At 72.4% G+C, this 24922-nt stretch carries 21 protein-coding genes; 10 read left to right on the top strand and 11 right to left on the bottom strand.

What is annotated here, in order from left to right:
• Window positions 1-19: 19 nt before the first annotated feature.
• The 5 genes from ACH45N_RS24580 (at window position 20) to glgB (ending at window position 9147) form a co-directional block, all read left to right on the top strand.
• Entirely contained in the window at window positions 20-2125 is a 2106-nt protein-coding gene (locus tag ACH45N_RS24580) for an alpha-1,4-glucan--maltose-1-phosphate maltosyltransferase (RefSeq protein ID WP_397398564.1), read from the top strand.
• Complete coding sequence (treS, locus tag ACH45N_RS24575; RefSeq protein WP_397398563.1) at window positions 2122-4026, top strand: maltose alpha-D-glucosyltransferase; 1905 nt, start codon at window positions 2122-2124, stop codon at window positions 4024-4026. Before ACH45N_RS24580 ends, treS begins: the two co-directional genes overlap by 4 nt.
• Complete coding sequence (locus tag ACH45N_RS24570; protein ID WP_397398562.1) at window positions 4023-5516, top strand: aminoglycoside phosphotransferase; 1494 nt, start codon at window positions 4023-4025, stop codon at window positions 5514-5516. Before treS ends, ACH45N_RS24570 begins: the two co-directional genes overlap by 4 nt.
• A gap of 301 nt (window positions 5517-5817) precedes the next feature.
• Window positions 5818-6639, top strand: a complete 822-nt coding sequence (locus ACH45N_RS24565; protein ID WP_397398561.1) for a hypothetical protein — start codon at window positions 5818-5820, stop codon at window positions 6637-6639.
• A gap of 144 nt (window positions 6640-6783) precedes the next feature.
• Complete coding sequence (gene glgB / locus ACH45N_RS24560) at window positions 6784-9147, top strand: 1,4-alpha-glucan branching protein GlgB (protein WP_397398560.1); 2364 nt, start codon at window positions 6784-6786, stop codon at window positions 9145-9147.
• Between the two features lie 117 nt (window positions 9148-9264).
• Here glgB and ACH45N_RS24555 read toward each other — a convergent pair whose 3' ends face one another.
• The 4 genes from ACH45N_RS24555 to ACH45N_RS24540 all read right to left on the bottom strand — a co-directional run bounded on the left by ACH45N_RS24555 (window position 9265) and on the right by ACH45N_RS24540 (window position 13812).
• Window positions 9265-10227, bottom strand: a complete 963-nt coding sequence (locus ACH45N_RS24555) for a tetratricopeptide repeat protein (protein WP_397398559.1) — start codon at window positions 10225-10227, stop codon at window positions 9265-9267.
• Window positions 10228-10290: 63 nt separating this feature from the next.
• Entirely contained in the window at window positions 10291-11319 is a 1029-nt protein-coding gene (locus tag ACH45N_RS24550) for a hypothetical protein (protein ID WP_397398558.1), read from the bottom strand.
• 43 nt (window positions 11320-11362) lie between these two features.
• Entirely contained in the window at window positions 11363-12370 is a 1008-nt protein-coding gene (locus tag ACH45N_RS24545; RefSeq protein ID WP_397398557.1) for a hypothetical protein, read from the bottom strand.
• A complete protein-coding gene (locus tag ACH45N_RS24540) occupies window positions 12367-13812 on the bottom strand; it encodes a hypothetical protein (protein WP_397398556.1) in 1446 nt (481 codons plus the stop codon). Before ACH45N_RS24540 ends, ACH45N_RS24545 begins: the two co-directional genes overlap by 4 nt.
• 338 nt (window positions 13813-14150) lie before the next feature.
• Between ACH45N_RS24540 and ACH45N_RS24535 the strand changes: the two genes are divergently transcribed.
• Window positions 14151-15704 carry a DivIVA domain-containing protein gene (locus ACH45N_RS24535; protein WP_397398555.1) on the top strand — a complete coding sequence of 518 codons (1554 nt, stop codon included), beginning with the start codon at window positions 14151-14153 and terminating at the stop codon, window positions 15702-15704.
• Window positions 15705-15779: 75 nt separating this feature from the next.
• Here the strand turns inward: ACH45N_RS24535 and ACH45N_RS24530 are convergent, their stop codons facing one another.
• The 3 genes from ACH45N_RS24530 to ACH45N_RS24520 all read right to left on the bottom strand — a co-directional run bounded on the left by ACH45N_RS24530 (window position 15780) and on the right by ACH45N_RS24520 (window position 17819).
• The gene (locus ACH45N_RS24530) at window positions 15780-16607 is read right to left on the bottom strand and encodes an alpha/beta fold hydrolase (protein WP_397398554.1); all 828 of its coding nucleotides are present in this window, start codon (window positions 16605-16607) and stop codon (window positions 15780-15782) included.
• A 47-nt stretch (window positions 16608-16654) separates the two neighbouring features.
• Window positions 16655-17428, bottom strand: a complete 774-nt coding sequence (locus tag ACH45N_RS24525) for an alpha/beta hydrolase (protein WP_397398553.1) — start codon at window positions 17426-17428, stop codon at window positions 16655-16657.
• 91 nt (window positions 17429-17519) lie between these two features.
• A complete protein-coding gene (locus ACH45N_RS24520) occupies window positions 17520-17819 on the bottom strand; it encodes a hypothetical protein (RefSeq protein WP_397398552.1) in 300 nt (99 codons plus the stop codon).
• Between the two features lie 152 nt (window positions 17820-17971).
• Here ACH45N_RS24520 and ACH45N_RS24515 point away from each other — a divergent pair, with 152 nt between their 5' ends.
• Window positions 17972-18949, top strand: coding sequence for an FKBP-type peptidyl-prolyl cis-trans isomerase (locus tag ACH45N_RS24515; RefSeq protein ID WP_397398551.1), 978 nt, complete (start codon window positions 17972-17974; stop codon window positions 18947-18949).
• Between the two features lie 126 nt (window positions 18950-19075).
• Window positions 19076-19600, top strand: a complete 525-nt coding sequence (locus ACH45N_RS24510; protein WP_397398550.1) for a phosphoribosyltransferase — start codon at window positions 19076-19078, stop codon at window positions 19598-19600.
• Here ACH45N_RS24510 and ACH45N_RS24505 read toward each other — a convergent pair.
• Window positions 19542-20255 carry a phosphatase PAP2 family protein gene (locus ACH45N_RS24505; protein WP_397398549.1) on the bottom strand — a complete coding sequence of 238 codons (714 nt, stop codon included), beginning with the start codon at window positions 20253-20255 and terminating at the stop codon, window positions 19542-19544. The two genes, ACH45N_RS24510 and ACH45N_RS24505, sit on opposite strands and share 59 nt — an antisense overlap.
• Before the next feature lie 141 nt (window positions 20256-20396).
• Between ACH45N_RS24505 and ACH45N_RS24500 the strand changes: the two genes are divergently transcribed.
• Entirely contained in the window at window positions 20397-22142 is a 1746-nt protein-coding gene (locus tag ACH45N_RS24500) for a sensor histidine kinase (RefSeq protein WP_397398548.1), read from the top strand.
• A complete protein-coding gene (locus tag ACH45N_RS24495) occupies window positions 22139-22816 on the top strand; it encodes a response regulator (protein ID WP_397398547.1) in 678 nt (225 codons plus the stop codon). The genes ACH45N_RS24500 and ACH45N_RS24495 overlap by 4 nt, the downstream gene beginning before the upstream one ends.
• A gap of 82 nt (window positions 22817-22898) precedes the next feature.
• Here ACH45N_RS24495 and ACH45N_RS24490 read toward each other — a convergent pair whose 3' ends face one another.
• The 3 genes from ACH45N_RS24490 to ACH45N_RS24480 all read right to left on the bottom strand — a co-directional run bounded on the left by ACH45N_RS24490 (window position 22899) and on the right by ACH45N_RS24480 (window position 24814).
• A complete protein-coding gene (locus ACH45N_RS24490) occupies window positions 22899-23825 on the bottom strand; it encodes a DUF6891 domain-containing protein (RefSeq protein WP_397398641.1) in 927 nt (308 codons plus the stop codon).
• A 157-nt stretch (window positions 23826-23982) separates the two neighbouring features.
• Window positions 23983-24123 carry a hypothetical protein gene (locus ACH45N_RS24485; protein ID WP_397398546.1) on the bottom strand — a complete coding sequence of 47 codons (141 nt, stop codon included), beginning with the start codon at window positions 24121-24123 and terminating at the stop codon, window positions 23983-23985.
• A 334-nt stretch (window positions 24124-24457) separates the two neighbouring features.
• On the bottom strand, window positions 24458-24814 hold the full coding sequence (locus ACH45N_RS24480; protein WP_397398545.1) for an ArsR/SmtB family transcription factor: 357 nt from the start codon (window positions 24812-24814) through the stop codon (window positions 24458-24460).
• Window positions 24815-24922 lie beyond the last annotated feature (108 nt).

The following is a 24922-nucleotide window of genomic DNA, read 5'->3' as shown; positions in this document are numbered from 1 at the left end:
GGGTCGATAGCGTGTTCCGGTGAGCCCGCACACGAGTCCCGGCCGGATCGGCCGCATCCCCGTCCTCGAGGTCGCTCCTGTCGTCGAGGGCGGCCGCTGGCCTGCGAAGGCGGTGGTCGGCGAGGTCGTGCCGGTCGAGGCCACCGTCTTCCGCGAGGGGCACGACGCCGTGGCCGCCACGGCCGTGCTCGTCGCCCCGGACGGGACGGACCACTCGTGGGCGCCCATGACCGACGTCGCGCCGGGGCTGGACCACTTCCGCGGTGAGCTGCAGCCCGACGCCGAGGGCGACTGGTCCTTCCGGGTCGAGGGGTGGTCGGACCCGTACGCCACGTGGACGCACGACGCCGGGATCAAGATCGCCGCGGACATCGACACCGAGCTCATGCTCGCCGAGGGGGTGCTCCTCTTCGAGAAGATCTGCCGCCTGGTCCCGGGCGACCCGCTGGTCGCGGCCGGCCGCACGGCACGCGACGCCCGGGTGCTGACGGCGGCCGCCAAGGCGCTGGCCGACGCCCGCCGTCCGGCCCGGGCGCGGTTCGCGGCGGCGACGTCGCCCGAGGTGGTCGAGGCCCTGCGCCGCGCGCCGCTGCGCGAGCTGGTCTCGGCGTCGGACACGTACCCGCTCCGGGTCTCCCGCAAGCTCGCGCTGGCGGGGTCCTGGTACGAGATGTTCCCCCGGTCCGAGGGCGCGTACCAGAAGAAGGACGGCACGTGGGTGTCGGGCACGTTCGCGACGGCGGCGAGGCGCCTGCCCGCCATCGCGGCGATGGGGTTCGACGTCGTCTACCTGACGCCGGTCTCCCCCATCGGCACCACGTTCCGCAAGGGCCGCAACAACACCCTGGAGGCCGCTCCCGGCGACCCGGGCAGCCCGTACGCCATCGGGTCGCCGGACGGCGGGCACGACGCGATCCACCCGGACCTGGGCACGGAGGCGGACTTCCGGGGCTTCGTCGCCGCCGCGCGGGCGGAGGGGCTGGAGGTGGCGCTCGACATCGCCCTGCAGTGCTCGCCGGACCACCCCTGGGTCACCGAGCACCCCGAGTGGTTCGTGGTGCGCGCGGACGGGTCGATCGCGTACGCGGAGAACCCGCCCAAGAAGTACCAGGACATCTACCCGCTCAGCTTCGACACCGACCCCGACGGCCTGTACGCGGCGGTGCTCGGCGTGATCCGCACCTGGATCGACCGGGGCGTCACCCTGTTCCGCGTGGACAACCCGCACACCAAGCCGCTGGACTTCTGGGAGTGGCTGCTGGCGGAGGTGCACGCGACCAACCCCGAGGTCATCTTCCTGTCCGAGGCGTTCACCAAGCCCGCGATGATGCAGACGCTGGCCCGGATCGGCTTCCACCAGTCGTACACCTACTTCACCTGGCGCAACACCAAGGAGGAGGTCGAGGAGTACCTGGCCGAGGTGAGCGGTCCGCAGGGCTCGGTGCTCCGCCCGTCGTTCTGGCCCACGACGCACGACATCCTCCCGCCCTACCTCATCGAGGGCGGCGTCTCCGCTTTTGCGGTGCGCGCGGTGCTGGCCGCCACGGGCTCGCCCACGTGGGGCATCTACTCCGGCTACGAGCTGGTGGAGAACGTGCCCCGTCCCGGCGTCGAGGAGCAGATCGACAACGAGAAGTACGAGTACCGGCCGCGCGACTGGGCACGGGCGGACGACTACGGGATCGCCCTGCTGCTGGGCGAGCTGAACGCGATCCGCCGCGCGCACCCGGCCCTGCAGCAGCTGCGCAACCTGACCGTGCACCCCACGACGAACGACCAGGTGGTCGCGTACTCCCGCCGGATCAGCGCCGATCACGCGTCGCGCGCGACAGGGGCGGCGGCGGGCCGCACCATGAGAGCAGGGGGTAACGATCGGCGTGCCCCGCGGCACGACGACGTGATCGTGGTCGTGCTGAACCTGGACCCCCGGAACGTGCAGGAGTCTGTAGTGCACCTGGATCTCTCCGCCCTCGGCCTCAGCGCCCCCGACGGCGACGCCAACGCCCCGTTCTACGTGGCACACGACCTGCTGTCCGGCGAGACCTACGGCTGGGGGGCGCATCCCTGGGTGCGGCTCGACCCGCAGGTCCGGGTGGCCCACGTCCTCCAGGTGGGGCCGGCATGACGACGTTCGGGCCGGGTGGCCCCGCCGTCGGGCCGCCGGAGGGATACCCCGCACAGCCGACGCCGCCTGCGTCGCCGGCGCAGCCGGCCGCGCCCCGGCCGTCCGTGTCCGTGCCCAACCCGCCGTCGGTGCCGGTGCCCGTCCAGGCCCTGCCGCCCCGCCGCCAGCCGCAGGTCGACGCCCGCCGCAAGGGGCTGTCCGACGACCCGGAGTGGTACAAGAAGGCCGTCTTCTACGAGGTCATGATCCGGTCGTTCTCCGACTCGGGCGACAACGGGACCGGCGACCTGCGCGGCCTCGTGGAGCGGCTCGACTACCTGGAGTGGCTCGGCATCGACTGCCTGTGGCTGCCGCCGTTCTTCCCGTCGCCGCTGCGCGACGGCGGCTACGACGTCGCCGACTTCACCGCCGTCTCGCCGCAGTTCGGCACGATGTCGGACTTCAGCGACCTGGTCGCGGCGGCCCACGAGCGCGGCATCCGCGTGGTGATCGACCTGGTCATGAACCACACGAGCGACGCCCACCCGTGGTTCCAGGCGTCCCGCGCCGACCCGGACGGGCCGTACGGCGACTTCTACGTGTGGAGCGACGACGCCTCGCAGTACCAGGACGCGCGCATCATCTTCGTGGACACCGAGACGTCGAACTGGACGTTCGACCCGGTACGCCGGCAGTACTTCTGGCACCGGTTCTTCAGCCACCAGCCGGACCTCAACTTCGAGAACCCGCGCGTCGTGGAGGCCATGCTCGACGTCGCCCGGTTCTGGCTGCAGCTCGGCGTGGACGGGTTCCGGCTCGACGCCGTGCCGTACCTGTTCGAGGCCGAGGGCACCAACTGCGAGAACCTGCCCGAGACGCACGGGTTCCTGCGCAAGGTCCGGCGCATGATCGACACGGAGTTCCCGGGCCGCATCATGCTGGCCGAGGCGAACCAGTGGCCGGCGGACGTCGTGGAGTACTTCGGCACGGACGACGACCCCGAGTGCCACATGTGCTTCCACTTCCCCGTGATGCCCCGCATCTTCTACGCGATCCGGGACCAGCGGGCCCGCCAGCTCCTGGAGATCCTGGCGGACACCCCCGCGATCCCCGCGAGCGGCCAGTGGAGCACGTTCCTGCGCAACCACGACGAGCTCACCCTGGAGATGGTCTCGACCGAGGAGCGCGCCAGCATGTACGGCTGGTACGCCCCCGACCCGCGGATGCGGGCCAACGTGGGTATCCGGCGGCGGCTCGCGCCGCTGCTGGACAACGCGCGCAAGGAGATCGAGCTGGCCAACGCGCTGCTGCTGTCGATGCCCGGCACCCCCTGCCTCTACTACGGCGACGAGATCGGGATGGGCGACAACATCTGGCTGCCCGACCGCGACGCGGTGCGCACGCCGATGCAGTGGACGCCGGACCGCAACGCGGGCTTCTCCACGGCGGACCCGGGCAAGCTGTACCTGCCGCTCGTGCAGTCGCTGGTGCACCACTACCAGCACACCAACGTCGAGGCGCAGCTCGCGCAGCCGACGTCGCTGCTGCACTGGATGCACAACATGCTGGCGTTCCGGCGCCTGCACCCGACGTTCGGGACCGGCGACTTCACCGCGCTCGACTGCAACGACGAGTCGGTCATCGCGTTCACCCGGTCGTCGGCCGAGGAGACGCTGCTGATCGCCGCGAACCTGTCGGCCACGGCACGCTCGTCCACGATCAAGCTGCCCGGGTACGCGGGCTGGACGCTGACGGACGTGTTCGGCGGCGCCGCGTTCCCGAGCGTCGGCGACGACGGCATCCTGACGATGACGTGGGGCGCACGCGACTTCTACTGGCTGGTGCTGGCCCCGCCCGCGCCGGCCGGAACGAACGGCGCCGCGGAGACCAGCGAACCCGTCGGGCAGGCGCGAGAGGGGTGAGCCCGGCGCGACCCGTCCACGTCTCCCCCGGAGCCGCGCACCTCCCGCCGGAGGTGCTGCGGCTCCTGGACACGTGGCTGCCCGCGCAGCGCTGGTACCCGGTGCCCGCCGAGGGCGTGACCCACGAGCCGTGGCTCACGGTCACGTTCGGCGGCGTGGCCGACGTCGTCGTCGCGCTCCTGCGGCTGGTCGGCCCCGGCCTGGCGGCGGGCGACGAGTCGCTGGTGATCCAGGTCCCGCTCGTGCTGACCCCCACGGCGGAGCCGGAGGCCGACACCCCCGACACCGAGGCGGCCGGCCTCATCGGCACCGTCACCACGGCGTCGGGCACCGCGACCGTGCACGACGGCGGGGTCCACCCCGCGGCCTGGCACGCCTACTTCACCGCCGCCCTGCCCGCCGCGTGCGAGCCGGAGGACTGCGCAGAGCTCCGCGGCGCGCGGCGCATCTCCGGGGAGCAGTCGAACACGTCGGTGGTGCTCCCCGCCCTGCCGCACGCGACCGGGCGCGGCGGGATGCTCAAGATCCTGCGGACGGTCGCCCTCGGGCCGCACCCCGACGTCGTGATCCCGGAGGCCCTGACGCGGGCCGGCTGGGACGGCGTGCCGCGGTTCCTCGGTGCGGTGGAGCTGCCCGCGCCGGGCGCCGGTCCCGGGCCGGATGCCGGCCCCGCCCCGAGCGCCGGTCCCGCCGGCTCGCCCGGTGACTCCCGGAGCGGCGCCTCCGGACCCGTCGCGCACCTCGCGGTGCTGTCCGAGCTCGTGCACGAGGCGACCGACGGGTTCGAGCTGGCCTGCGCCTATGCGGCCCGGGACGAGGACTTCGGGGAGCGGGCCGCCGAGCTGGGCGCCGTCGTCGCGCACCTGCACGCCGCCCTGCGCGAGGCCCTGGGCCCCGGGCCGGCGCTCGAACCGGCCGGGTTCATGGGCGTGCTGCGCCGCCGGGCCGCCGAGGCCTTCGCCGACGTCCCCGTCCTGGCCCCGCACCGCGCGGGCGTCGCCGCCCTGTACGACGCGCTGAGCGCGCGACTGTCGGCGGTCGTCGAGCACGGCGACGTCGTGCCGCTGCAGCCGATCCACGGCGACCTGCACCTCGGGCAGGCGCTCTGGTCGCCGGACGGCTGGAAGGTCCTCGACTTCGAGGGCGAGCCGCAGCGTCCCGTGTCCGAGCGCACGGCGCCCGACCTGCCGCTGCGCGACGTCGCCGGGCTGCTCCGGTCGCTGGACTACGCCGCCGCCGTCGGGCAGGCCACGGACCCGCACTGGGTGTCGCACGCGCAGATCAGTTTTCTCGAGGGGTACCGCGAAGTGCAGAGCAGGGTGGTCGGCGGGGCGACGGCGACGGGCAGCCCGCTCGACGTCGGCACCGCCGAGCTCCTGCTGCGTTCCCTGACCGTGGACAAGGCGCTGTACGAGGTGGTCTACGAGTTCCGGCACCGCCCCGCGTGGACCCATATCCCGCTCGCCGCCGTGGACCGCGTGCTGACCTGAGGTTCTGTTCAGCCCACGAGGCTCTGCCCGCATCCGCGGGTTTGAACCGTTGCAACCTCGTGGCCTGAACAGAACTCCCGCGCGGCAACACAGCAAACCCTGTGGACACGGGGCACCACGATGTGGCGTCGGCTGCAATAGGGCGATGAGATCTGGAGCGGACCTTCCCCCACCTCTCCTCAAGGTCGCCCGGGGAGAGGGCGGCCTGGTGTCCACGGCGCAGTGCGAGGAGCACGCAGTGCTGACGAGCCGGCGCAGTCGACTCGTCGCCGCCGGCACCTGGACGCGACCGGCTCGTGGCGTGTACGACACGCACGAACGCGATGCCGCCATGCACGTGTTCGACCAGGAACGTTGGCGCGCCGTCTGGCTCGCCCTGAAGACGTATCCCAGGTCTGCGGCCGTCGGCGAGATCGCCCTCATGATGCACGGTGCCGAAGGGCTACCTCGGCGGCTCAACCCAGTGGTGGCACTGCCGGGTGGCACGTACGCCCGTCCGCGCGCCGGTGTACGGGTACGCCAGGTCGACCTGCGCGGCCACACGGTCAAGGTGCACGGCCGCCAGGTGGCCCGAGCTCCGCTGGCCCTGGTCCAGGCGATGCGGACGCTCTCACGGGACAGCTGGGTCAAGTGTGCGGACAGCCTGATGAACAAGAGGGTCATCCGTGCGCAGGACCTCGTGGAGGTGCGGTCGCTCGCACGCCGAGCGGGACTCGTCGCCCGGCTCCACTGGGTCGGCCTCGTCGACGGGCGAGCTGAGTCGCCCCTGGAGACCGAAGCACGGCTGCGGTGCATCGATGCCGGCTTTCCACCGGACGACCTGCAGCGCGAGTTCCGGGATGACGACGGGAAGCTCCTGGGGCGGGCCGACCTGGCGTGGCACCTCGGCGGGGGGCGCTGGCTGATCGTCGAGATCGACGGTGGTGCCTTTCACTCCTCCGACGACCAGCTCGGCAGGGATGCCGTCCGGCAGAACGACCTGCTCGAGGACGGCAGCCTGATCGTGTTCCGATTCCGTAGCGCACACCTCAGGCAGCCGCAGGGGCTGACGGACCGGATCGGTCGAGTATTGAACCGCTCCGGCTGGCACCCTGCACGGAATCTCCCCTCGGGCCGGTCCTGACATTCTGTTCAGCCCACGAGCCTTTGCCCGCCGCGCTCGGTCTGAAACGTTGCAAGCTCGTGGCTCGAACAGAACACCAGGTCGACGCGCGATCTGCCCCCGTACGTGTCGCACGCCACGCGCCCGACGTGGAAAGGTGAACCCATGGCTGACCTGCCCGACGTCGACCTCGAGGTCCTGACCGCTGTCGCGTCCGGAACCCACCACGACCCGCACACCGTGCTCGGCCCTCACCTGCTGGACGGGCCCTGGACCGTGGTGCGCGCCCTGCGCCCGCTCGCCGACGAGGTGGTCGTCGTCACGGCGAGCGCCGAGGTGTCCGCCACGCACCAGGGTGCGGGTGTGTGGGCCGCCGTCGTGCCGGCGGCCGAGGAGGATGACGGCTCCCGGCACGCGCCCGATTACCGGATCCGCACCCGGTCCGGCACGGACGCCTGGTCCTCCGACGACCCGTACCGGTTCCTGCCGACCCTCGGCGAGGTGGACCTGCACCTGATCGGCGAGGGCCGGCACGAGCAGCTCTGGCAGGTGCTCGGCGCCAACGTCCACCGGTACCCGAGCACGGCCGGCGACATCGCCGGCGTCGCCTTCGCGGTGTGGGCGCCGAACGCACGCGGCGTGCGGCTCGTGGGCGACCACAACGGCTGGGGCGGCACGCACCCCATGCGGTCGCTCGGCGCCACGGGCGTCTGGGAGCTGTTCGTCCCCGACGTCGGGCCCGGCCTGCGCTACAAGTTCGAGATCCTGGGGGCCGACGGCGTCTGGCGTGCCAAGGCCGACCCCCTCGCCAAGGCGACCGAGCAGCCGCCCGCCACCGCGAGCGTGGTGACCACCTCGACGTACGAGTGGGAGGACGACGCGTGGCTCGCCGCCCGGTCGTCGTCCGACCCGCACTCCGCGCCGCTGAGCGTCTACGAGGTGCACCTGGGCTCGTGGCGGCCCGGCCTCGGCTACCGCGAGCTCGCGGAGCAGCTCACCGGCTACGTCGTGGAGCAGGGCTTCACGCACGTCGAGCTGCTGCCCGTCGCGGAGCACCCGTACGGCGGTTCGTGGGGCTACCAGGTCACCAGCTACTACGCGCCGACGTCGCGGTTCGGCTCGCCGGACGACTTCCGGTACCTGGTGGACCGGCTGCACCAGGCCGGCGTCGGCATCATCCTGGACTGGGTGCCCGCGCACTTCCCGCGGGACGAGTTCGCGCTGGCCCGGTTCGACGGGACGCCCCTGTACGAGCACCCGGACCCGCGGCGCGGCGAGCAGCAGGACTGGGGCACGCTGATCTTCGACTTCGGCCGCCGCGAGGTGCGCAACTTCCTGGTCGCCAACGCCACGTACTGGTTCGAGGAGTTCCACGTCGACGCGCTGCGCGTGGACGCCGTCGCCTCGATGCTCTACCTCGACTACTCGCGCAAGGAGGGCGAGTGGACGCCCAACGTGCACGGCGGGCGGGAGAACCTGGAGGCCATCGCGTTCCTCCAGGAGGCGAACGCGACCGCGTACCGGCGCACGCCCGGCGTGATGATGATCGCCGAGGAGTCCACGGCGTTCCCCCAGGTCACGGGCCCGACGTCGAGCGGAGGACTGGGCTTCGGCCTGAAGTGGAACATGGGCTGGATGAACGACACCCTCCGCTACCTCGCGGAGGACCCGTACAACCGGCGCTACCACCACGGCGAGCTGACCTTCTCGCTGGTATATGCGTTCACGGAGCAGTTCGTGCTGCCGATCAGTCATGACGAGGTGGTGCACGGCAAGGGGTCGCTGCTGCACAAGATGCCCGGCGACCGGTGGCAGCAGCTCGCGGGCGTCCGCTCGTTCCTGGCCTACCAGTGGAGCCACCCCGGCAAGCAGCTGCTGTTCATGGGGTGCGAGTTCGCGCAGGACACGGAGTGGGCCGAGTCCGAGGGGCTGCGCTGGGACCTGCTCGGCGACGCCGGGCACTCCGGCGTGCAGCACCTCGTCCGGGACCTGAACGCGCTCTACCGCGCGACGCCCGCGCTGTGGGAGCTCGACTTCGACCCGGCGGGCTTCGAGTGGCTCGAGTCCGACGACGCCGACCACAACGTGCTCGCCTACGTGCGCCGGTCGCGCTCCGGGGACCCGGTGGTCGTGGTGGTGAACTTCGCGGGTGTGCCGCACGAGGGGTACCGGCTGCCGCTGCCGGAGGTGCCGTGGCCGGCGGCTCCCGCGGCCGGGGCCGATCCGGCGGGCGTGGCCGGCGACCCGGTCGAGGTGGTGCCGCCCGCCGAGCCGGTCGAGACGGCGCTCCGGCCGGGGCCGGCCGTGACAGGACCGCTGGTCGACACCGTCGAGCACCGCTCCGGTCCCGTGTGGCGCGAGGTGCTGAACACCGACGCGACCGTCTACGGCGGCTCGGGCGTGGGCAACATGGGCAGCGTCCAGGCCGAACCGGTCCCGCACCACGGCCGCGCCTGGTCGGCGACCCTGCGGGTCCCCCCGCTGGGCGCCCTCGTCCTGGTTCCGGAGCGTTCGGCCGTCCCGGAGTAACACGATCGCCTTTGAGGCCCGGCTTTCTTCGCTTTGAGGGGACTCAAAGCGAAGAAAGCCGGGCCTCAAAGGTGATCCAGCGAGGCGCGCAAACCGTCCGACCGACGGCACGCCCCGTCAGTACAGGCTGATCGCCAGGCGCTTGCGGGCCTTGCTCACCCGCGGGTCCGCGGTGCCGGCCACCTCGAAGAGCTCCAGGAGCCGCACCCGGATCTTCTCCTTGCCGTCGGCGTCCGTCTCGGGCAGCAGGTCGAGCAGGCGCGCGAACGCGTCGTCCACCTTGCCGCCCAGCATGTCCATGTCCGCCACGGCGAGCGCGGCGTCGACGTCGGACGGCGCCGACGCGGCGGCCTGCCGGACGGCGGCGAGGTCGGAGTCGCGCGTGCGCTGCATGAGGTGCACCTGGGCGAGGCCGGCCGTGGCGTCCGCGTCCTTCGGGTCCTGGCGCAGCGCCTTCTCGTAGGCGGCCGCGGCGCTCTCCAGGTCGTCGCGCTCGATCGCGTCGTACGCCTCCTGGTGCAGCGGCGGCAGCGGCGGCTCCACCTCGGGCTCCGGCTCGTCGGTCGCGGGAGCGCCGCCCGGGGCCCGGCCCGTGACGCCGTTCTGCTCGGCGGCGGCCAGCACCTGGTCGAGCACGCCGCGGATCTGCTGCTCGTCGGCCGCGCCCTGGAACAGGGGCAGGGGCTGGCCCTGCAGCACGGCGACGACGGTCGGCACGCCCTGCACCTGGAACGCGGCGGCGACCTGCGGCGAGGCCTGCGCATCGACGCGGCCCAGCAGGAACCGGCCGCCGTACTCCTGGGCGAGACGGCCCATCGTGGCGCCGAGCTCGGCGTTCGCCTGGTCCGTCGGGATCCACAGCAGGATCACCACCGGGTACGTGGCCGAGTCGCGGACCAGCTGCTCGAAGTTCGCCTCGCTGACGTCCACCACGAAACCACCGGCTTCGGGTGCGCCACCGGGTTCTCCGGGCGGCGGCGCCTGGGGACGGTTGAGGGCGGACAGGTCGACGGCGCCGCGCACCGCGAACTCGGGCTGCGCGCTCCGGGCGGGGCCGGGCTGAGGGGAGGTACTGCTCATGGGGGCAATCCTAATGAACCACGCGATCGATACCCGTCGACTCCGCTCTCGGCGATCATCCGCCTACTTGTTCGACACCGCGTAGGGCACCCGGTGGAAGCCCAGCAGGCTCATCTGCTCCGCCGAGTCGGCCGGCGGGACGTACAGCGCGACCATGTCGCGGTAGGCCACCTTCATCACCTCGGTGCCCTTCGCGTCGCCCCACAGCGCCTTGGCCGAGGGCGTGCTCGGTGAGAGCCGCCACCCCTTCTCCGCCGTCAGGGTCTCCTGGCTGAGCAGCGCGGCCAGCACGACGGCGCCGCCGTCGGACGTGCGGACCGCCTTGACCGGGTCCCTCGTCGCCTCGTACGCGACCTTGAAGGTGCCCTTGGCCTCCTTGTCCTCCTTCTTGATCGCCGCGAGCTGGCCGTCGCCGGTCGCGCGCAGCGTCGTCCGCAGCTTGTCGTCCGCGGCGGCGCCGAAGTTCGCGGCGTACTTTGACTTCTCGCCGGCGTTCAGGACCGACACGTACTGCGTGACGGCGTCCTGCGGCGTCACCTTGAGGCTCGGGTCGTCGGCCGGCACGGCCGGGCTGCCCAGCGCGGCCTCTGCGAACTGTGGCATCGTCACCCCGGATGCCAGGTAGACGAAGCCCCACATCTTGTACTGGTCGCGAGGCGCGGGCTGCTCGAACGCCGCGAGCATCGGCGTGCCCTTGGCCGGCTGCTCCGTGATGACGAAGCTGCTGCGCGGCCAGCCCTGCTCGGACGGCAGGATGAGCTGCTGCGTCTCCATCGGCATGCCGGTCAGCCCCTCGCCGCCACGGGCCGAGGCGATCCGCAGCTCGGCCCGGCGCAGCTCGAGCGCGGGACCGGTCAGCCGCGCGGCCAGCGCCTCCGCGCCGTCGGCGCCCTTCGCGCGGTCGACCACCCCCGTCACCTGGTCCAGGATCTTGCGCTCCTGCGTCTCGGTGACGACCGCGGCGACGACCGGGGCCTCGGCGACCGGGACGGGGAGCTCCGCCGTGCACCCCGCGAGCAGGAGCGACGTGATCGCGAGCGCCGCGGGCGGGACGAGCCCGGAACGTGGAAAGGGTGGCCTCCGTGAGTTCACGGGGGCCACCCTAACCATGGCTGACGCGCTGGTCAGCGAAAGATCAGCCGTTCGAGACCGACCACGGCACGTGCTCGTACCCGACCAGGCTGACCTGGTCCTCGGAGTCCTTGGGCGGCACGTACATCGCCACCATGTCCTTGTAGTTGACCTCGACCACGTTGGTCACGTCGGCATCGCCCCACAGGGCCTGGGTCGTCTTGGTCGGCGGGCCGATCTCGCAGCCCTCCTCCTTGGCGGTGATGGTCTCCTTGCTGATCATCGCCGCCATCACGAGGGCGCCGCCGTCCGCTGTCCGGACCGACTTGACCGGGTCCTTCGTAGGCTCGTACGCGACCTCGAAGGCTCCCTTGCAGTCCTCCTTGTTGATCGCGTCGACCTGCAGCTTGCCGTAGTCCCGGAAGAACTGGCGCAGGTCGTCGTCGGCGAAGTTGCCGGCGTACTTCGAGTCCTTGTCCACCGTGAGCACGGACGCGTACTGCTCCACGGCGGACTGGGGCGTCATCTTCAGGCTCTCGTCGTTCGCCGGGACCGCGGCGCTGCCGAGGTCGGCCTCCGCGAACTGCGGCATCGTGACGCCGGGCAGCAGGCGGACCCAGCCCCACATCTTGTACTGCTCGCGCGCGCTGGACTGGTTGAAGGCCATGAGCACGGGAGTGGTGAGGTCCTTGGGCTGGACCGTGATGGCGAAGCTGGTGCGCGGCCACTCCTGGTCGGAGGGCAGGATCACCTGCTGCATCTCCATCGCCAGGTCCGTCAGCGGTTCCTTGTCGTTGCGCGCGGCGGCGACCTTGAGCTGGGTCTCGCGGATCGCGAGGGCCGGCCCGGACAGGCGCGCGGCGAGCGAGTCGGCGTCGCTGGACTTGGTCACGCCCTCGACCACGCCGGAGACCTTGTCCAGGATCTTGCGCTCCTGCGACTGCGAGACCACGGCCGCCGCGACGGGCGCCTCCGGCTTGGGGACGGGGAGCTCCTCGGCGCAGCCGGCCAGCAGGCCCGTGGCGAGCACGGTCGCCACCACGGCCATGGTGCGGGTCGTGGTGCGTCTCATCGGTTACCTCCGTCGTCGTTCCCCGTGACGCCCCAGGTCTGGCGCCACGCAGCGGCGCGGCTGCTCGGGGTCTCCTGCTCGGGTTCGGGTTCGGGCTGCGGTTCGGCGGCCGGGACGGCCGGCATGGCGCCCGTCGCCGCCCGGCGCTGCGCCTGCTCGCGCATGCGCATCTCGCGCCGGGTCATCGGCTTGCCCGACGCCGGGGCGGCCTCGGCGGGAGCCGGTGCCGCGGGCCGCGCGGGAGCGGGCTGCGTGTGCTCGGGGACGGCGCCGCCGAACTGTGCGGGCGCGGGCTGCGCGGGCGCGGCCGGTGCGGGCGCTCCCGGGGCCTGGCTGCGCCGGCTGCGCCGCATACCGCGGATGGAGGCCGCGGGGGCGGCGACCGGCGCGGGAGCCGGCTCGGGCTCCGGTGCCGGGACGATCGGGGCGGCACCGCCGAAGGGGGCGGGCGCCCCCCAGGCCTGGGTGCGGTCCTCGTGGGGCTCGGGCGTGCCCGGCTCGGGCCGGCCCGGCCGGGGTCCGCCCGGTCGCGGCGTGCCCGGACGCGAGGAACCCGGCTCGGGACGAGCGCGGCCCGGACGCTCCGGGGCCGCCGGCGGGAAGACCGCCGTGCCGCCGTCGGGCGCGTCACCGGGTGCTCCGCCGGGCGCTCCGGGCGGTGCGGGCGGGAATCCGCCGCGGGTCTCCTCGGGGTGCTGCTCCGGCTCGGCGCCGTCCACCCCGAAGACCGCGTCACGACGCGGCAGCTCCGGGGACGACTGGCGCGTGCGGACCGCGGACGTCGACCCGCCCTTGCCGTTGCGCTTCTTGCGCCGGGAGCCGAGGAGCATGAAGACGCCGAGGATCAGGACGAAGCCACCGCCCAGCACGCCGGGCCACAGGTACGGCGTGTTGACCGGGCGCGGCCAGGTGAGCTCGAGCGTGGGCGCCTCGGCGCCCTTGCCGACACCGGCGGCCAGCAGCACGACGCGGCCGGGCTGCTCGGTCCAGCGCAGCTGAACGGTGGTCTCGCCGGTCACCTCGGAGATCCACATGTCGGACCCGGCGGGGTCGGGACCGGTGCTCGGCTTCTCAGCCGGGGTCTCCTCCGTCTCCTCGTCGTCCGTGGCGGTGGGGGTGCCGGGTGCGACGCTGAGCGTCTCCCACGAGGACAGGCCGGTGACCGAGTCGTAGGGGTCGCTGCCGACCCAGCCGAGCACGTCGACGTCGGACCCGAGCGCGAGCGTGACCTTCTGTCCCTCGGGGACAGTGGCCCGCACGGTCACCTGGTCGTCGACGAGGCCGAGGACTCCGGGCTCCGTCACGACCATGGTTCCGTCACCGCTGGGGGTCGCGGTCGCGACGACGGTGTCGGAATCGCGCAGGACGGTTGCCGTCGCGATCCCGAAACCGATCCCGCCGAGGCCGGCCAGGATCAGGAGGATCGCCAAAAAGCGTTGCACCACCGATTCCCTTCGAAGTGAGGGCGCGAGCCCGTCGATCAGGTGGATGTTCCAGCATAGGGACCGAACACAGAGCACTGTCCAATGACGGGTGTGCTTGTGAGGTTCGGCCGGGACTCTCACTCTTCCTTCACCGAGGTGTGCCTGAACCGCCACGGCGGGAGAGGGGTCCCGGACCAGCGGGCAGTATTCCACGCATTGCGTAGATTGCATCCCACTGCGGAGTATCCACATCCGCACAAGGCACGTATCCTGGGCGCCGGACGAGCCGATAAACGGCGTCCCAGGGGGGAGCCTGACCCGCGCCTCACCAAGTTCCGACACTGGAGGTCTGCACCGTGTCCGACGAGCGCTCGCTCTTCCCGACTGCCATGCGTGGGTACGACCGCGACCAGGTGCACGCACACCTGGACCGCCTGAACCACGCGCTCGAAGAAGCACGCCGGCAGGTCGAGGCCTCCGACGGTCGTGCCATGCAGCTCACGCAGGATCTCAACGATGCCAAGCGCAACCTGCGCGAGACCGAGAAGCCGTCGTACGCCGGCCTCGGTTCCCGCATCGAGCTCCTCCTGCGCTCCGCCGAGGACCAGTCGACGGACATCATCAACCAGGCCAACCAGCAGGCCGCGGACATCATGGCACGCGCCAAGCTGTCGGCCGGGCAGGTGCGCTCCCGCGCCGAGTCCGAGGTGGCGGAGATGCTCGCCAGCGCTCGCCGCGAGGCCGAGGAGATCCGCACGACGATGGCCGCCGAGGCCGAGGGCCACCTCCTCGCCGCGCAGCGCCGCGCCGAGGAGCTCGTCGGCTCCGCCGAGCGCGAGTCCGCGCAGATCGCCAGCGCGATCAACGCCGAGGAGAGCGAGCGCCGGGCCAGCCTGGAGCGCGAGCTCGGCACCCTGCGCTCGACGGTCGAGCGGGAGACCACGGAGCTGCGCGTCAACACCGAGCGCGAGACCGCCAAGCTCCGCGCCCAGGTGAACGCCGAGACCACGGAGCAGCGCGAGACCGCCGAGCGCGACTCGTCCGCGATGCTCGCCAGCGCCCGCGCCGAGTCCGAGCAGATCCTCTCCGAGGCCCGCCGCCAGGCCGCCGAGGCGTCCAACGCCGTCACCACCGAGATGGAGGACCTGCGCGAGCAGGCCCGCGCGGCGCTCGCCCAGGCCGAGCTCGACATCGCCACCCGCAAGGAGGCCGTGGAGAAGGAGCTCGCCGAGCGCCACGAGACGGCCAAGGCCGAGACCGCCAAGCTCGTCAAGACGGCCGAGGAGCACGCGGCCGAGGCCGAGAAGCGTGTCGCCGTCGCGCTGGAGCAGTCCGAGAAGATCCGCTCCGAGTCCGACGTCTACGTCAAGGACCTCGTGGCCGACGCCCGCAAGTCCGCGGACCGGATCGTGGCCGACGCCCGCGAGTTCGCGGAGCAGACCATCGACGACGCCCGTGCCGAGGCCGAGTCGAGCCGGTCCGCCGCACAGCACCAGCTCGAGGACCTCACGCGTCAGCACGACTCGATCAACTCCTACCTCGAGGAGCTGCGCGGCATGCTCGGGACGCCGGCCGCCCCGGCTGCTCCCGCCGCGACACCCGCCCCGGCCGCCAAGGCCGCGAGCATGGCGGGGGCCACCCCGGCGCAGCAGGCACGCTTCGCGGTCGTCGGCGACGGCACCGAGGCCGAGCCCGAGGTGCCCGACGCGGACGGGTCGATGCCGGCCTCGATCCCGCCGAGCAACCCGACGCCCGTGCCCGTCGGCACCGCGACCGTCGTCATCCCGTCGGTCAAGGGCACCAAGGCCAGCACGAAGGCCGGCCAGGCGGCCTCCGACTCGGCGTCCTCCCCCGCGGAGAGCGACGACGCCGAGGCGCCCGTCTCCGAGAAGGCCGGCGCGTCGAGCTGATCCGCTCCCCCGGCCGGACCGGGACGGAACGAGGGGCGTGACCCACCGCATGGTGGGTCACGCCCCTCGTTCCGTTCAGTGGTGCGCCACCACGTGCGTGTGCAGCAGGCCGAGGGCCGCGGCGACCGCCTGCGGTTCCTCGACGACGCTCAGGTGCCCCGCGCCGGGCACCAGCGTGAGCGCGGCGTCGCCCATCGCGGGGCCCAGGGGCGAGCCCGCCGCCCGGACCATGTGCTCGGCCTCGGTCAGGGGCGTGATCGAGTCCTCGGCCCCCACCACGACGGCGACCGGCGCGTCCAGGCGGTCGAGCACGTAGGTCCGGTCGGGCCGGGACGCCATCGCGCGCTGCGACCAGGCGACGCCCGCCGGCGACTGGGCGCGGATCCACGAGTCCAGGACGGGGAACAGGTTCCGGCGGTGCTCGGTGCTCGTGGCGCCGACCAGGTCGGCGGGCATCCCGAGCACCGCGTCCACGGTCTGGCTGGCGTCGACCGCGGCGGCGATCCGCAGCCGCTTGGCGCGCGCCTCCTCGGAGTCCGCCGTCGACTTCGTGTTCACCAGGCCCAGCCCTGCCACGAAGCCCGGGTGCCGCTCGGCCAGCGCGAGCGCGACGTACCCGCCCATCGAGTGCCCGACGACGACGGCGTTGCCCTCCCCCGCGTCGGTCATCGTCAGGTACACCGCGTCGGCGATGTGCTCGATGCTCGGCGGGAACCCGTCCAGGTCGCTGTGCCCCGCACCGGGCAGGTCGACCGCGATGGCCCGGACGCCCGGCGGGAGGTGCTCCGCGCACGCCACCCACATCCGGTGGTCGAGCGGGAAGCCGTGCAGCAGCACGAGCGGCACGCCCCCGCCGTCGCGCAGCGTGAAGGTCGCCAGGTTCCTGGTGGCTCGAGGGGTCATCGTCGTCCTCCTCCGGAGGTGCTGTGGTTGGTGCCTGGTGGTGTCTTTCAGGAGCTGCCCAGCGGCCCGTCCCAGTGGGTCGGCAGCGGGAGCGGGTGGTCGGGCAGGACGTGGGCGACGATCTCGTTCAGCGCACGGGCGACGGCGGGCTCGCCGACCCAGAGGTGCTTCGCGCCGTCGACGCCGATCACCTCGGCCTGCGGCACGCGCGCGAAACGCCGGCGGGCCTCGTCGGGCCGGAGATAGTCGTCGAGCTCCGGCACCAGGACGACGAGCGGCTTGCCGAACGCCGCCCAGCGGTCCAGGTCCTCGTCCGTCGCGCGGTGCAGCGGCGGCGAGAGCAGGATCGCGCCCTCGACGCTCGGGTCGGCGCCGTGCTTGAGGACCAGCTCGGTGCCGAACGACCAGCCCACCAGCCAGGGCCGCGGCAGCCCGCGGAACTCGGCGAACTCGATCGCGGCCGCGACGTCATACCTCTCCGCCTCGCCGCCGTCGAACGTGCCCTCGCTCGTGCCGCGCGGGGAGGAGGTGCCCCGGGTGTTGAACCGCAGCACCGCCAGGTCGGCCAGCGCGGGCAGTCGCCACGCGGCCTTGCGGTACACGTGGGAGTCCATGAAGCCGCCATGCGTGGGCAGCGGGTGGAGCGTCAGCAGGCTGGCCGCCGGCTCGGCGTCCGCCGGCAGGGCGAGCTCGCCCACGAGCGTGAGGCCGTCGGCGGTGTGCAGCTCGACGTCCTCCCGCTGCGCGGGCAGGACGGTGAGCGAGCGGATCTGGTGGGTCGTCTGGCCGGAGGCCGCGTCCGGCGTCGCTGCAGTGGTCATCGGCACCATTGTCCTCCCGCACGCGGGGGGACGCGCCGGCGTCGGGTGTGTGTCGCAGCACCCTGGCCGCGCTTCCGGCAGGCCGGTCGCCTCAGCGCAGGTTGGTCCGGCGCTGCCAGCAGCTCGTGTGCCAGTGCCGCCGTGCGTCCAGCCCGGCCTCGGGCCCGCCGAACCCGTCCGTCCGCCACGCGACGACGTGTGCCGTGCCCGGCGTGACCTCCTGGCGGCAGGCGGGGCAGACGTACGTCTTGTCGGACGACCGGATGCGCTGCACCACCCACTCGCCGTCCGCCGCCGACTCGCTGCGCCGCCCGCCCGTGGCCCGGTCCACGTCGAGGGGTACGTGGCCCGCGGCGTAGGGACGCTTGCTGGAGCGGCGGTTCGACGGCATGCCATCTATTCTTCCGCAGGGCGGAGCGGATGGCTCAAGGCTGTTCGGGAACAGCCCGCATCGCGCACCACACTGCCTGGGAGCCGCACTCATCTCCGCCCGCTAGAGTGTGGCGGTCCCCAGCAAGGCGCACACCTACCGAAGGACTACTCGTGAAGCACCGCACCACTGCCGCCCTGGCAGCCGTCGCGCTGGCATCCATCGCGCTCACCGGCTGCGCGAGCGCCGACGACTCCGGGAGCGACAACGCCGCCGCCTCCGACGGCAACGTCTGCGAGGTTGCGGCCGCCGCGGAGCCGTCGCCCATGCCCAGCCCGTCCGAGGAGGACGTCAAGGCGGTCGATGCGATCGAGGTCTCCGGCCCGGTCGGCAAGGAACCGAAGGTGACGTTCAAGGCGCCGCTCAAGGTCACGTCCCCGACGTCCCGCGTCGTGGACGAGGGCACCGGCGCCGAGCTCGTCGAGGGCGCCCAGGTGACCATCAACTACGTGGTCATCGCGGGCAAGGACGGTTCGACCAGCGGCTCGACCTGGGAGACCAAGAAGCCGGAGTCGTTCACGCTGGGCGACCCGCAGTACGACCTCCTGAACGACCGCCTGATCGGCCAGAAGGTCGGTACGCGCCTCCTCATGGCGAGCACCGCGATGGACCAGACCATCCAGGTGACGATGGTCGAGGTGACCGAGTCCAAGGAGATCCCGACGCGTGCCGAGGGCACCGAGGTGGCCCCCGAGGAGGGTCTGCCCACCGTCGAGCTCGCCGAGGACGGCCAGCCGACCGTGACGATCCCCAAGGACTACGAGGCACCCACCGAGCTCGTGGTGCAGCCTCTCGTCGAGGGTGACGGCGCCGAGGTCACCAAGGACCAGACGGTCACCGTGCAGTACGCGGGCTGCCTGCTCGACGGCACGTCCTTCGACTCCTCGTGGAGCCGTGGCACGCCGACGTCGTTCCCGCTCAGCGGTGTGATCCCCGGCTGGACCAACGGCATCGCCGGCCAGAAGGTCGGCAGCCAGGTGCTGCTGGTCGTCCCGGCGGACCAGGGCTACGGCGACCAGGAGAACGGCGCGATCCCGGCGAACTCGACGCTGGTGTTCGTGGTCGACATCCTCGAGGCCAAGGCGGCCTGACCCGATCGGCCCGCACGCGGGCCGGCCTGAGATCTCGCGCACGTACCGTGCGCATCGCCGCTGATCACGGCACAGACGTGGCGGGCACCCGAGCCGGGTGCCCGCCACGTCTCGTAGGGTCTTCCCATGACCTCGACCGACCTGCCGGCCACTGAGCCCGCTCCCGTGGAACGCGAAGTTCTCACGTGGGAGACCTTCCCCGTCGCGGTGCGCGACCTGGCCCACAAGGTGGTGGACAGCGGGTTCGTGCCCGAGGTCGTGATCGCCGTCGCGCGGGGCGGTCTGGTGCCCGGCGGCGCCATGGCGTACGCGCTCGGCACCAAGGGTGTCGGCACCCTGAACGTCGAGTTCTACACGGACATCGGCAAGACGCTCGACGACCCCCGGGTGCTGCCGCCCCTCATGGACACGTCCGAGCTCCCGGGCGCCAAGGTGCTCGTGGTCGACGACGTCGCCGACTCCGGCCGCACCCTCGCGCTGGTCATGGACATGCTGGAGAAGAAGGGCGCGGAGGCCCGGTCCGCCGTTCTCTTCACGAAGCCGCGCACGATCATCCAGCCGGACTACTCGTGGAAGGACACCGACCTGTGGATCACCTTCCCCTGGTCGGCCGAGCCACCGGTGACGGGCGCGCGGTCGATCGACGCGTGAGGCGCTGAGCCCCGGCGTGCACGGTCAGGCCCACGAGGCACGTGACCAGCACGCCGAGGGCCAGTCCGGAGGCGACGTCGTGCACGTAGTGGACGCCCGCGGCGACGCGGGCGCCCGCCACAGCCAGTGCGAGCGGCACGACGACGGGCCAGAGCCGGGGTGCGACCAGGAGGCAGGCCACGGCCAGCGCTCCCGCGATGGTCGAGTGGTTGCTCGGCCAGGACCAGTCCCCCGGGAGCGGGCACGCGAGCACGGTGGCGACGTCGACCGCCCGGCACGGCCGCTCCTCGGTGACCAGCAGCTTCACCACCTCGCTCGTGCCGTACGCCGCGGCAGCACCCGCCCCGGCAGCGGCGAGCAGCCAGAACCGGGGGCGGTCGCGGACCCAGGTGCTGAGCACCAGGCCGGCCGTGATCGCGACGAGCGCCAGCAGGCCCTTGTCCGCGACGAGACCCGCGAGGCCCGCCAGGGGTGACGCGGCGGTTGCGCCGGCGATGCCCTCGAAGAGGGTCCCGCGACCGGGCCAGGCCAGGAGCGCAACGGTGGACAGGACGAGCAGGACGCTGAGGGCCGCAGGGACGACGGCGCGCGGCACGGGGCCGGCGACCCGTCCGCCGGGACGGTGCGCTGCCGGTGCGTGGCGTGTGGTGGTCATGCCGAGAACGCTAGAAAGCGCCGAGCCCGTGCGGATCTGACGTGGGTCAGGAGTGACCTATGACCCTGGTCCTACGTCGCCCGCCCGAAGATCAGACCCGGGCTGGAAGCGTGCGCCCACCGCGTCGACGACGATGGTCCGGTGACCCAGCCGTCCACCGACACCGAGACCGCCACCGACAGCGAGTGGCCGACCGAACCGATCCCTGAGGCTGCAGCCCCGGCCGCCGCCCCAGGCGCTGCTCAGATCGCGGCTCAGACCGTTGCCGAGGCCACTCCTGTGCGCGCCGGAGCGCCTGCCGCCGGACTGTCCCTCGCGGCCGTGTTCATGGTGCTGCTCGTGCTCGCCGGCGTCGACCCCTGGTGGATGATCCCGCTCGCTGCGGTCGCCGCACCCCTCGGTCTGTCCGACCGCGGGGCGCGCCGGGGCGTGCTCGTCCTGGCCGTCGCTGCGGCGGCCGGCGCCGTCGCCGTCCTGGCGGGCTGGGCCGACCTGCGTGACGTGCTCGTCGCGACGTCCCGCGGTGTCGTCACCGGTGTGCTGCCCTGGTCGGTGGCGATGGCCTGGCGTACCCGCCGCGCTGCCGAGGCCGACGCCGCGACGGCGCTCGTCCGCGAGCAGGACGCGCGGCGGCTGCGCGCCGAGACCGAGCTGGCGCGGCAGCGGCTGCACCTCGCCGAGAGCCTCCACGACGACCTGGGCCACGCCCTCAGCCTCGTCGCCCTCAACCTGGGCCGGCTGGAGCTCGAGCTCGAACGTGGTCGGGACACCGAGGCTGACCCCGGAACCGCCGTCGGCCTGGAGTCCGAGCGCTGTCGACCGTCGGAGGTGTTGGCACGGGAGTCCGTCGCGCTGGCACGGCGGCAGATCTCGGACGCGGTGGTCCGCCTGGGCGCGTCCGTCCAGACGCTGCGCACCGGACTGCCCGACGGTCCGCCTGCCACGGGGGCCACGACGGGCTCCCTCGACGAGGTCGGCCTGGACGCGCTCGTCGAGGAGGCCCGCCGCGCCGGGGCGGACGTGGAGCTCAGCAGGTCGCCTGGCCCCGGGCGCCTCGCCCGTTTCGGGCCCACCGTCTTCCGCGTGGTCCAGGAGGGTCTGACGAACGCGCTCAAGCACGCGCCCGGTCAGCCGGTCCGTATCGTGCTGCAGGAGGACGGCGAGCGCCTCGTCGTGGTCGTGCGCAACCCGCTGCCCGCGGCGGACGTCGGGCGCCCGTCGGCAGGGCCGACGGGCGCTGGTCCGGCACGTGACGACCTGGCGCGCGGTGATCTGGCAACCACCGGTGGGGGCACCGGGGTACGGGCGCTCGAGCGGCAGGTACGTGCTGCGGGCGGATCGATCGAGGCCGGGCCGGCCGGTTCTGGTTACGTGCTGCGTGCGGCACTGCACCCGGCACTGCACGCGGCGGTGGTTCCGTCGTCTGGGCGCACCCCCGCCGATCGGCACGGCGGTCCGGGTGCAGCACCCGCTCGGGCTGCCGGCGTGGAGCCGACGCCAGCGCCACAGGGCGGGAATGCCGTCACCGACGGATTGACTCGTGCGCGGCGCCGGGGCGGGGTCTTGCTGCTGGCCGCGGTGCTCGTGCCGGCCGCCGCCCTGGTCGTGGTCGCGGGCGGGATCCAGCTCGCGGACCATCTCGCGGCCAGGCGCGCGCTGCTCGATCCGACCGACTTCGTCCGCATCGCGGTGGGCGACGCCCGCTCCGACGTCGCCCCCTTGCTGCCCGGGGCCCCGCTCGAACCACCCCGCGGAGCCGATCCGGCGTGCGACCACTACGCGGTCACGGCCGATCCGCTCGCGGACGCCTCCGGGGACGCTTACCGGATCTGCTGGTCGGGCGATCGCGTGACATCGACGGACCTCGTGGTCGGCGGCGCGTCATGAGCCGCCCGGGCGTTGCCGCTCCGCTCCGTGTCGTGCTCGCGGATGACGAGCCGCTCGTGCGCGCCGGGCTGGCCGGGATCCTCGAGACCGACGACGGGATCCGAGTCGTCGCACAGGGCGGCTCGGGTGAGGAGGCGCTGTCCGCGGTGCGTGCGCACCGGCCCGACGTCGTGCTTCTCGACGTGCGCATGGGCACGATGGGTGGCCTGGAAACCTTGAGGGAGATCCGGCGCACCGCCGGGTCCCTGCCGTGCCTCATGGTTACGACGTTCGGCGAGGACGAGTACATCGCGGAGGCCGTCCGGCTGGGCGCCGACGGGTTCGTGCTGAAGTCGGGCGACCCCCGCGAGCTGTTGCTCGCGGTGCGTGCCGCGGCGTCGGGGGGCGCGTTCTTCTCGCCCGCCGTGTCGAGGCGACTGCTGCAGACAGGACTGGGCACGCGCTTCATCGCTCAACAGGAGGCAAGGAGGCGATTCGATCGCCTCACATCGCGAGAACAGGAGGTGTTGGCCCTGCTGGGCGAAGGACTGGCGAACCCGGAGATCGCGGCGCGACTCCACCTCGCCGAGGGCACGGTCAAGGTGCACGTCACCTCGATCCTGCGCACCACCGGTGCCCGCAACCGCGTCGAGGCGGCGCTCATCGCGGCGAACGCCGACGTCAGGCCGCCGTAGCGGGGTCCCGCACACGTCCACGCGTCGGCAGCACCCAACTCGCCAGGTGTAGCGATGGCACACCGCCCCCGCGGCCCGGCCGCTACAGCTCGAACTGAGTCCAGCCGGCCAGGTCTCGCCAGCCGGCGACATCGGTCGCCCAGCCGACCAAGACCTGGTGCGCGACCATGAGGTCAGGGCAGGTCGCCTGATAGATCGGGGTGTCGGAGCCTTCGCGATACTCCACGACGAAGGCCGGCCCCTCGCCGTCGACAGTGGCCTGAGCGAACCTGTACTCGTTCGCCGTGTCCTCGACGGCGAAGAACTGCTGGCGCCCACTCCGTACCTGATGGAAGAGCATGAGCAGGTCGTACGGCGTCGGATCAAGGGTCGCCGCGCCCCGTTCGGGCCGCACCCTCCATCGGGCGGGTGCGGCCGTCGACACATCGGCGGGTAGTCGCTTGCGCCAGTCGGTCACCCGCACCCGGACCTTTGACCTGGGGTCCCCCGTCCATTCGACCTCAAGACCGTGACGGGTGACGGTCGTCGTGAGGATCTCCCCGACCGCGACGGCAGGCAGATCGCCGAACCCGCCGAACGACAGGAAGAGGTCGCCCGGAGCATCGGCGATCCGGTCTGCATCCTGGCTGTGGAAGAAGACGTACCCGAGCGGCTCTCTGCCCTTCCGGTCCGCCTCGTCACGGATCTCGCTGACCCCGCAGGTGGTGCAGCAGGCGAAGCACATCCTCGCCACCACGCCCTGGCTCTCCAGGTCCGCGAACGCGGCGGCCAGCGCCGAGTAGTCGCCCTCGTCGGCCCAGCTCGCCTGCTCGGCGACGCGCGCCTGCCACTCCTCGCGAACCGCTTCGGCAGCTGCCGTCCGCAGGCTGTCAGCTACATCCGGCTCAAGCATGTCGTCAGCGGCTTGGAGCACCCTGTCGAACGGGGTGAATCCCGCGCGAACCATGGCACGGGCCTGTTCTCGCACGTACTTCAGCTCATTGCCGCCGGCCAACGGCGCCACATCCATGTCGGTCACGCCGGTCACAGTAGCCGTCGTCACCGACAGCGAAGGCCGGTGACGTGTCGCGCGAGGACACCCGCGCGAACGGCCCGGAACCACAGCATGCTGCGGCTCCGGGCCGTTCGGTCACTTCAGGTCCGCTCGTGCGGGAAGGGTGCGACGGTCAGTCGCGGTAGTAGGGCTGCACCTCCGCCTTGCCGGCGCCGATCCGCACGTTCCGGAAGTCGGACCGGAACGTCGCGCCCGGCTGATAGTCCTTGTCCGTTCTCGACGAGGTTGCCGCCGTCGCCGATCCCAGGACCACACAGGGTGGGGTCCTCGATCGTCCAGGGCCTGCCCACGAGACCCATCGCGTAGCTGGGGACCTCGTCGACGGCGCTGTCTGCCGCGCCGGCGGATTGCGTGGTCGTCACGGCGGCAGTACCCACCGTGGCACTCAGGGTTACCGCCAGGGCGAGAGCCGTCGTCCTTCGAGCGAGCCGACCGGGAGTGGAGATCGGCATCCAGCGTGGAAAGCGAGGCTTCGAGGATCGCGGAGGCAGGGATTGGTTCCTGCCTCAGTCACGCCCGCGATGTCGCGAGGAGTCTGGTGTGCCGTGCGCCGTTGGTCGCCTCGTGCCGCCCTTTCGTGATCGCCGCTATGCGCCGCGGAGCATCTCCGCGAGTCGCGCCAGCGTGCCCTCGTTGCGTTTGTAGTGGATCCACTTGCCGACCCGTGTGGCCTGTACCAGGCCTGCCCGCTCGAGGATTGCCATGTACGAGGAGACTGTCGATTGCGCCAGCCCCGACTTGGCCTGCAGATGGCTGACGCAGACTCCGACCTCGTCCCGGTCGGCTATTGGCTCCCACTGAGCGAACTCGCCGTGAGGGTCCCGCAGCCAGTCCATGATCTGCAGCCGTGCAGGGTTCGCCAGCGCCTTCAAGGCCTCGACCGCAGCCAGAGGGGGCTCGTTCTCCGCGCCACCTCCTGAGTTCGTTGCCTGTGACGTCGCCACGGTCGCCTCCTCGCCTCTCACACACCATCATATCTCGATGTGACGAACCGAGTTCACCCCCGGGTAACACATTGACACATCGCGATATCGCGATATGGTCGTTGCGTT

It is taken from the genome of Promicromonospora sp. NPDC019610 (assembly GCF_044389365.1).
Lineage (GTDB): Bacteria > Actinomycetota > Actinomycetes > Actinomycetales > Cellulomonadaceae > Promicromonospora.
Note: the sequence above shows the minus strand (reverse complement) of the source record. Positions and strands in the feature narration are given on the sequence as shown.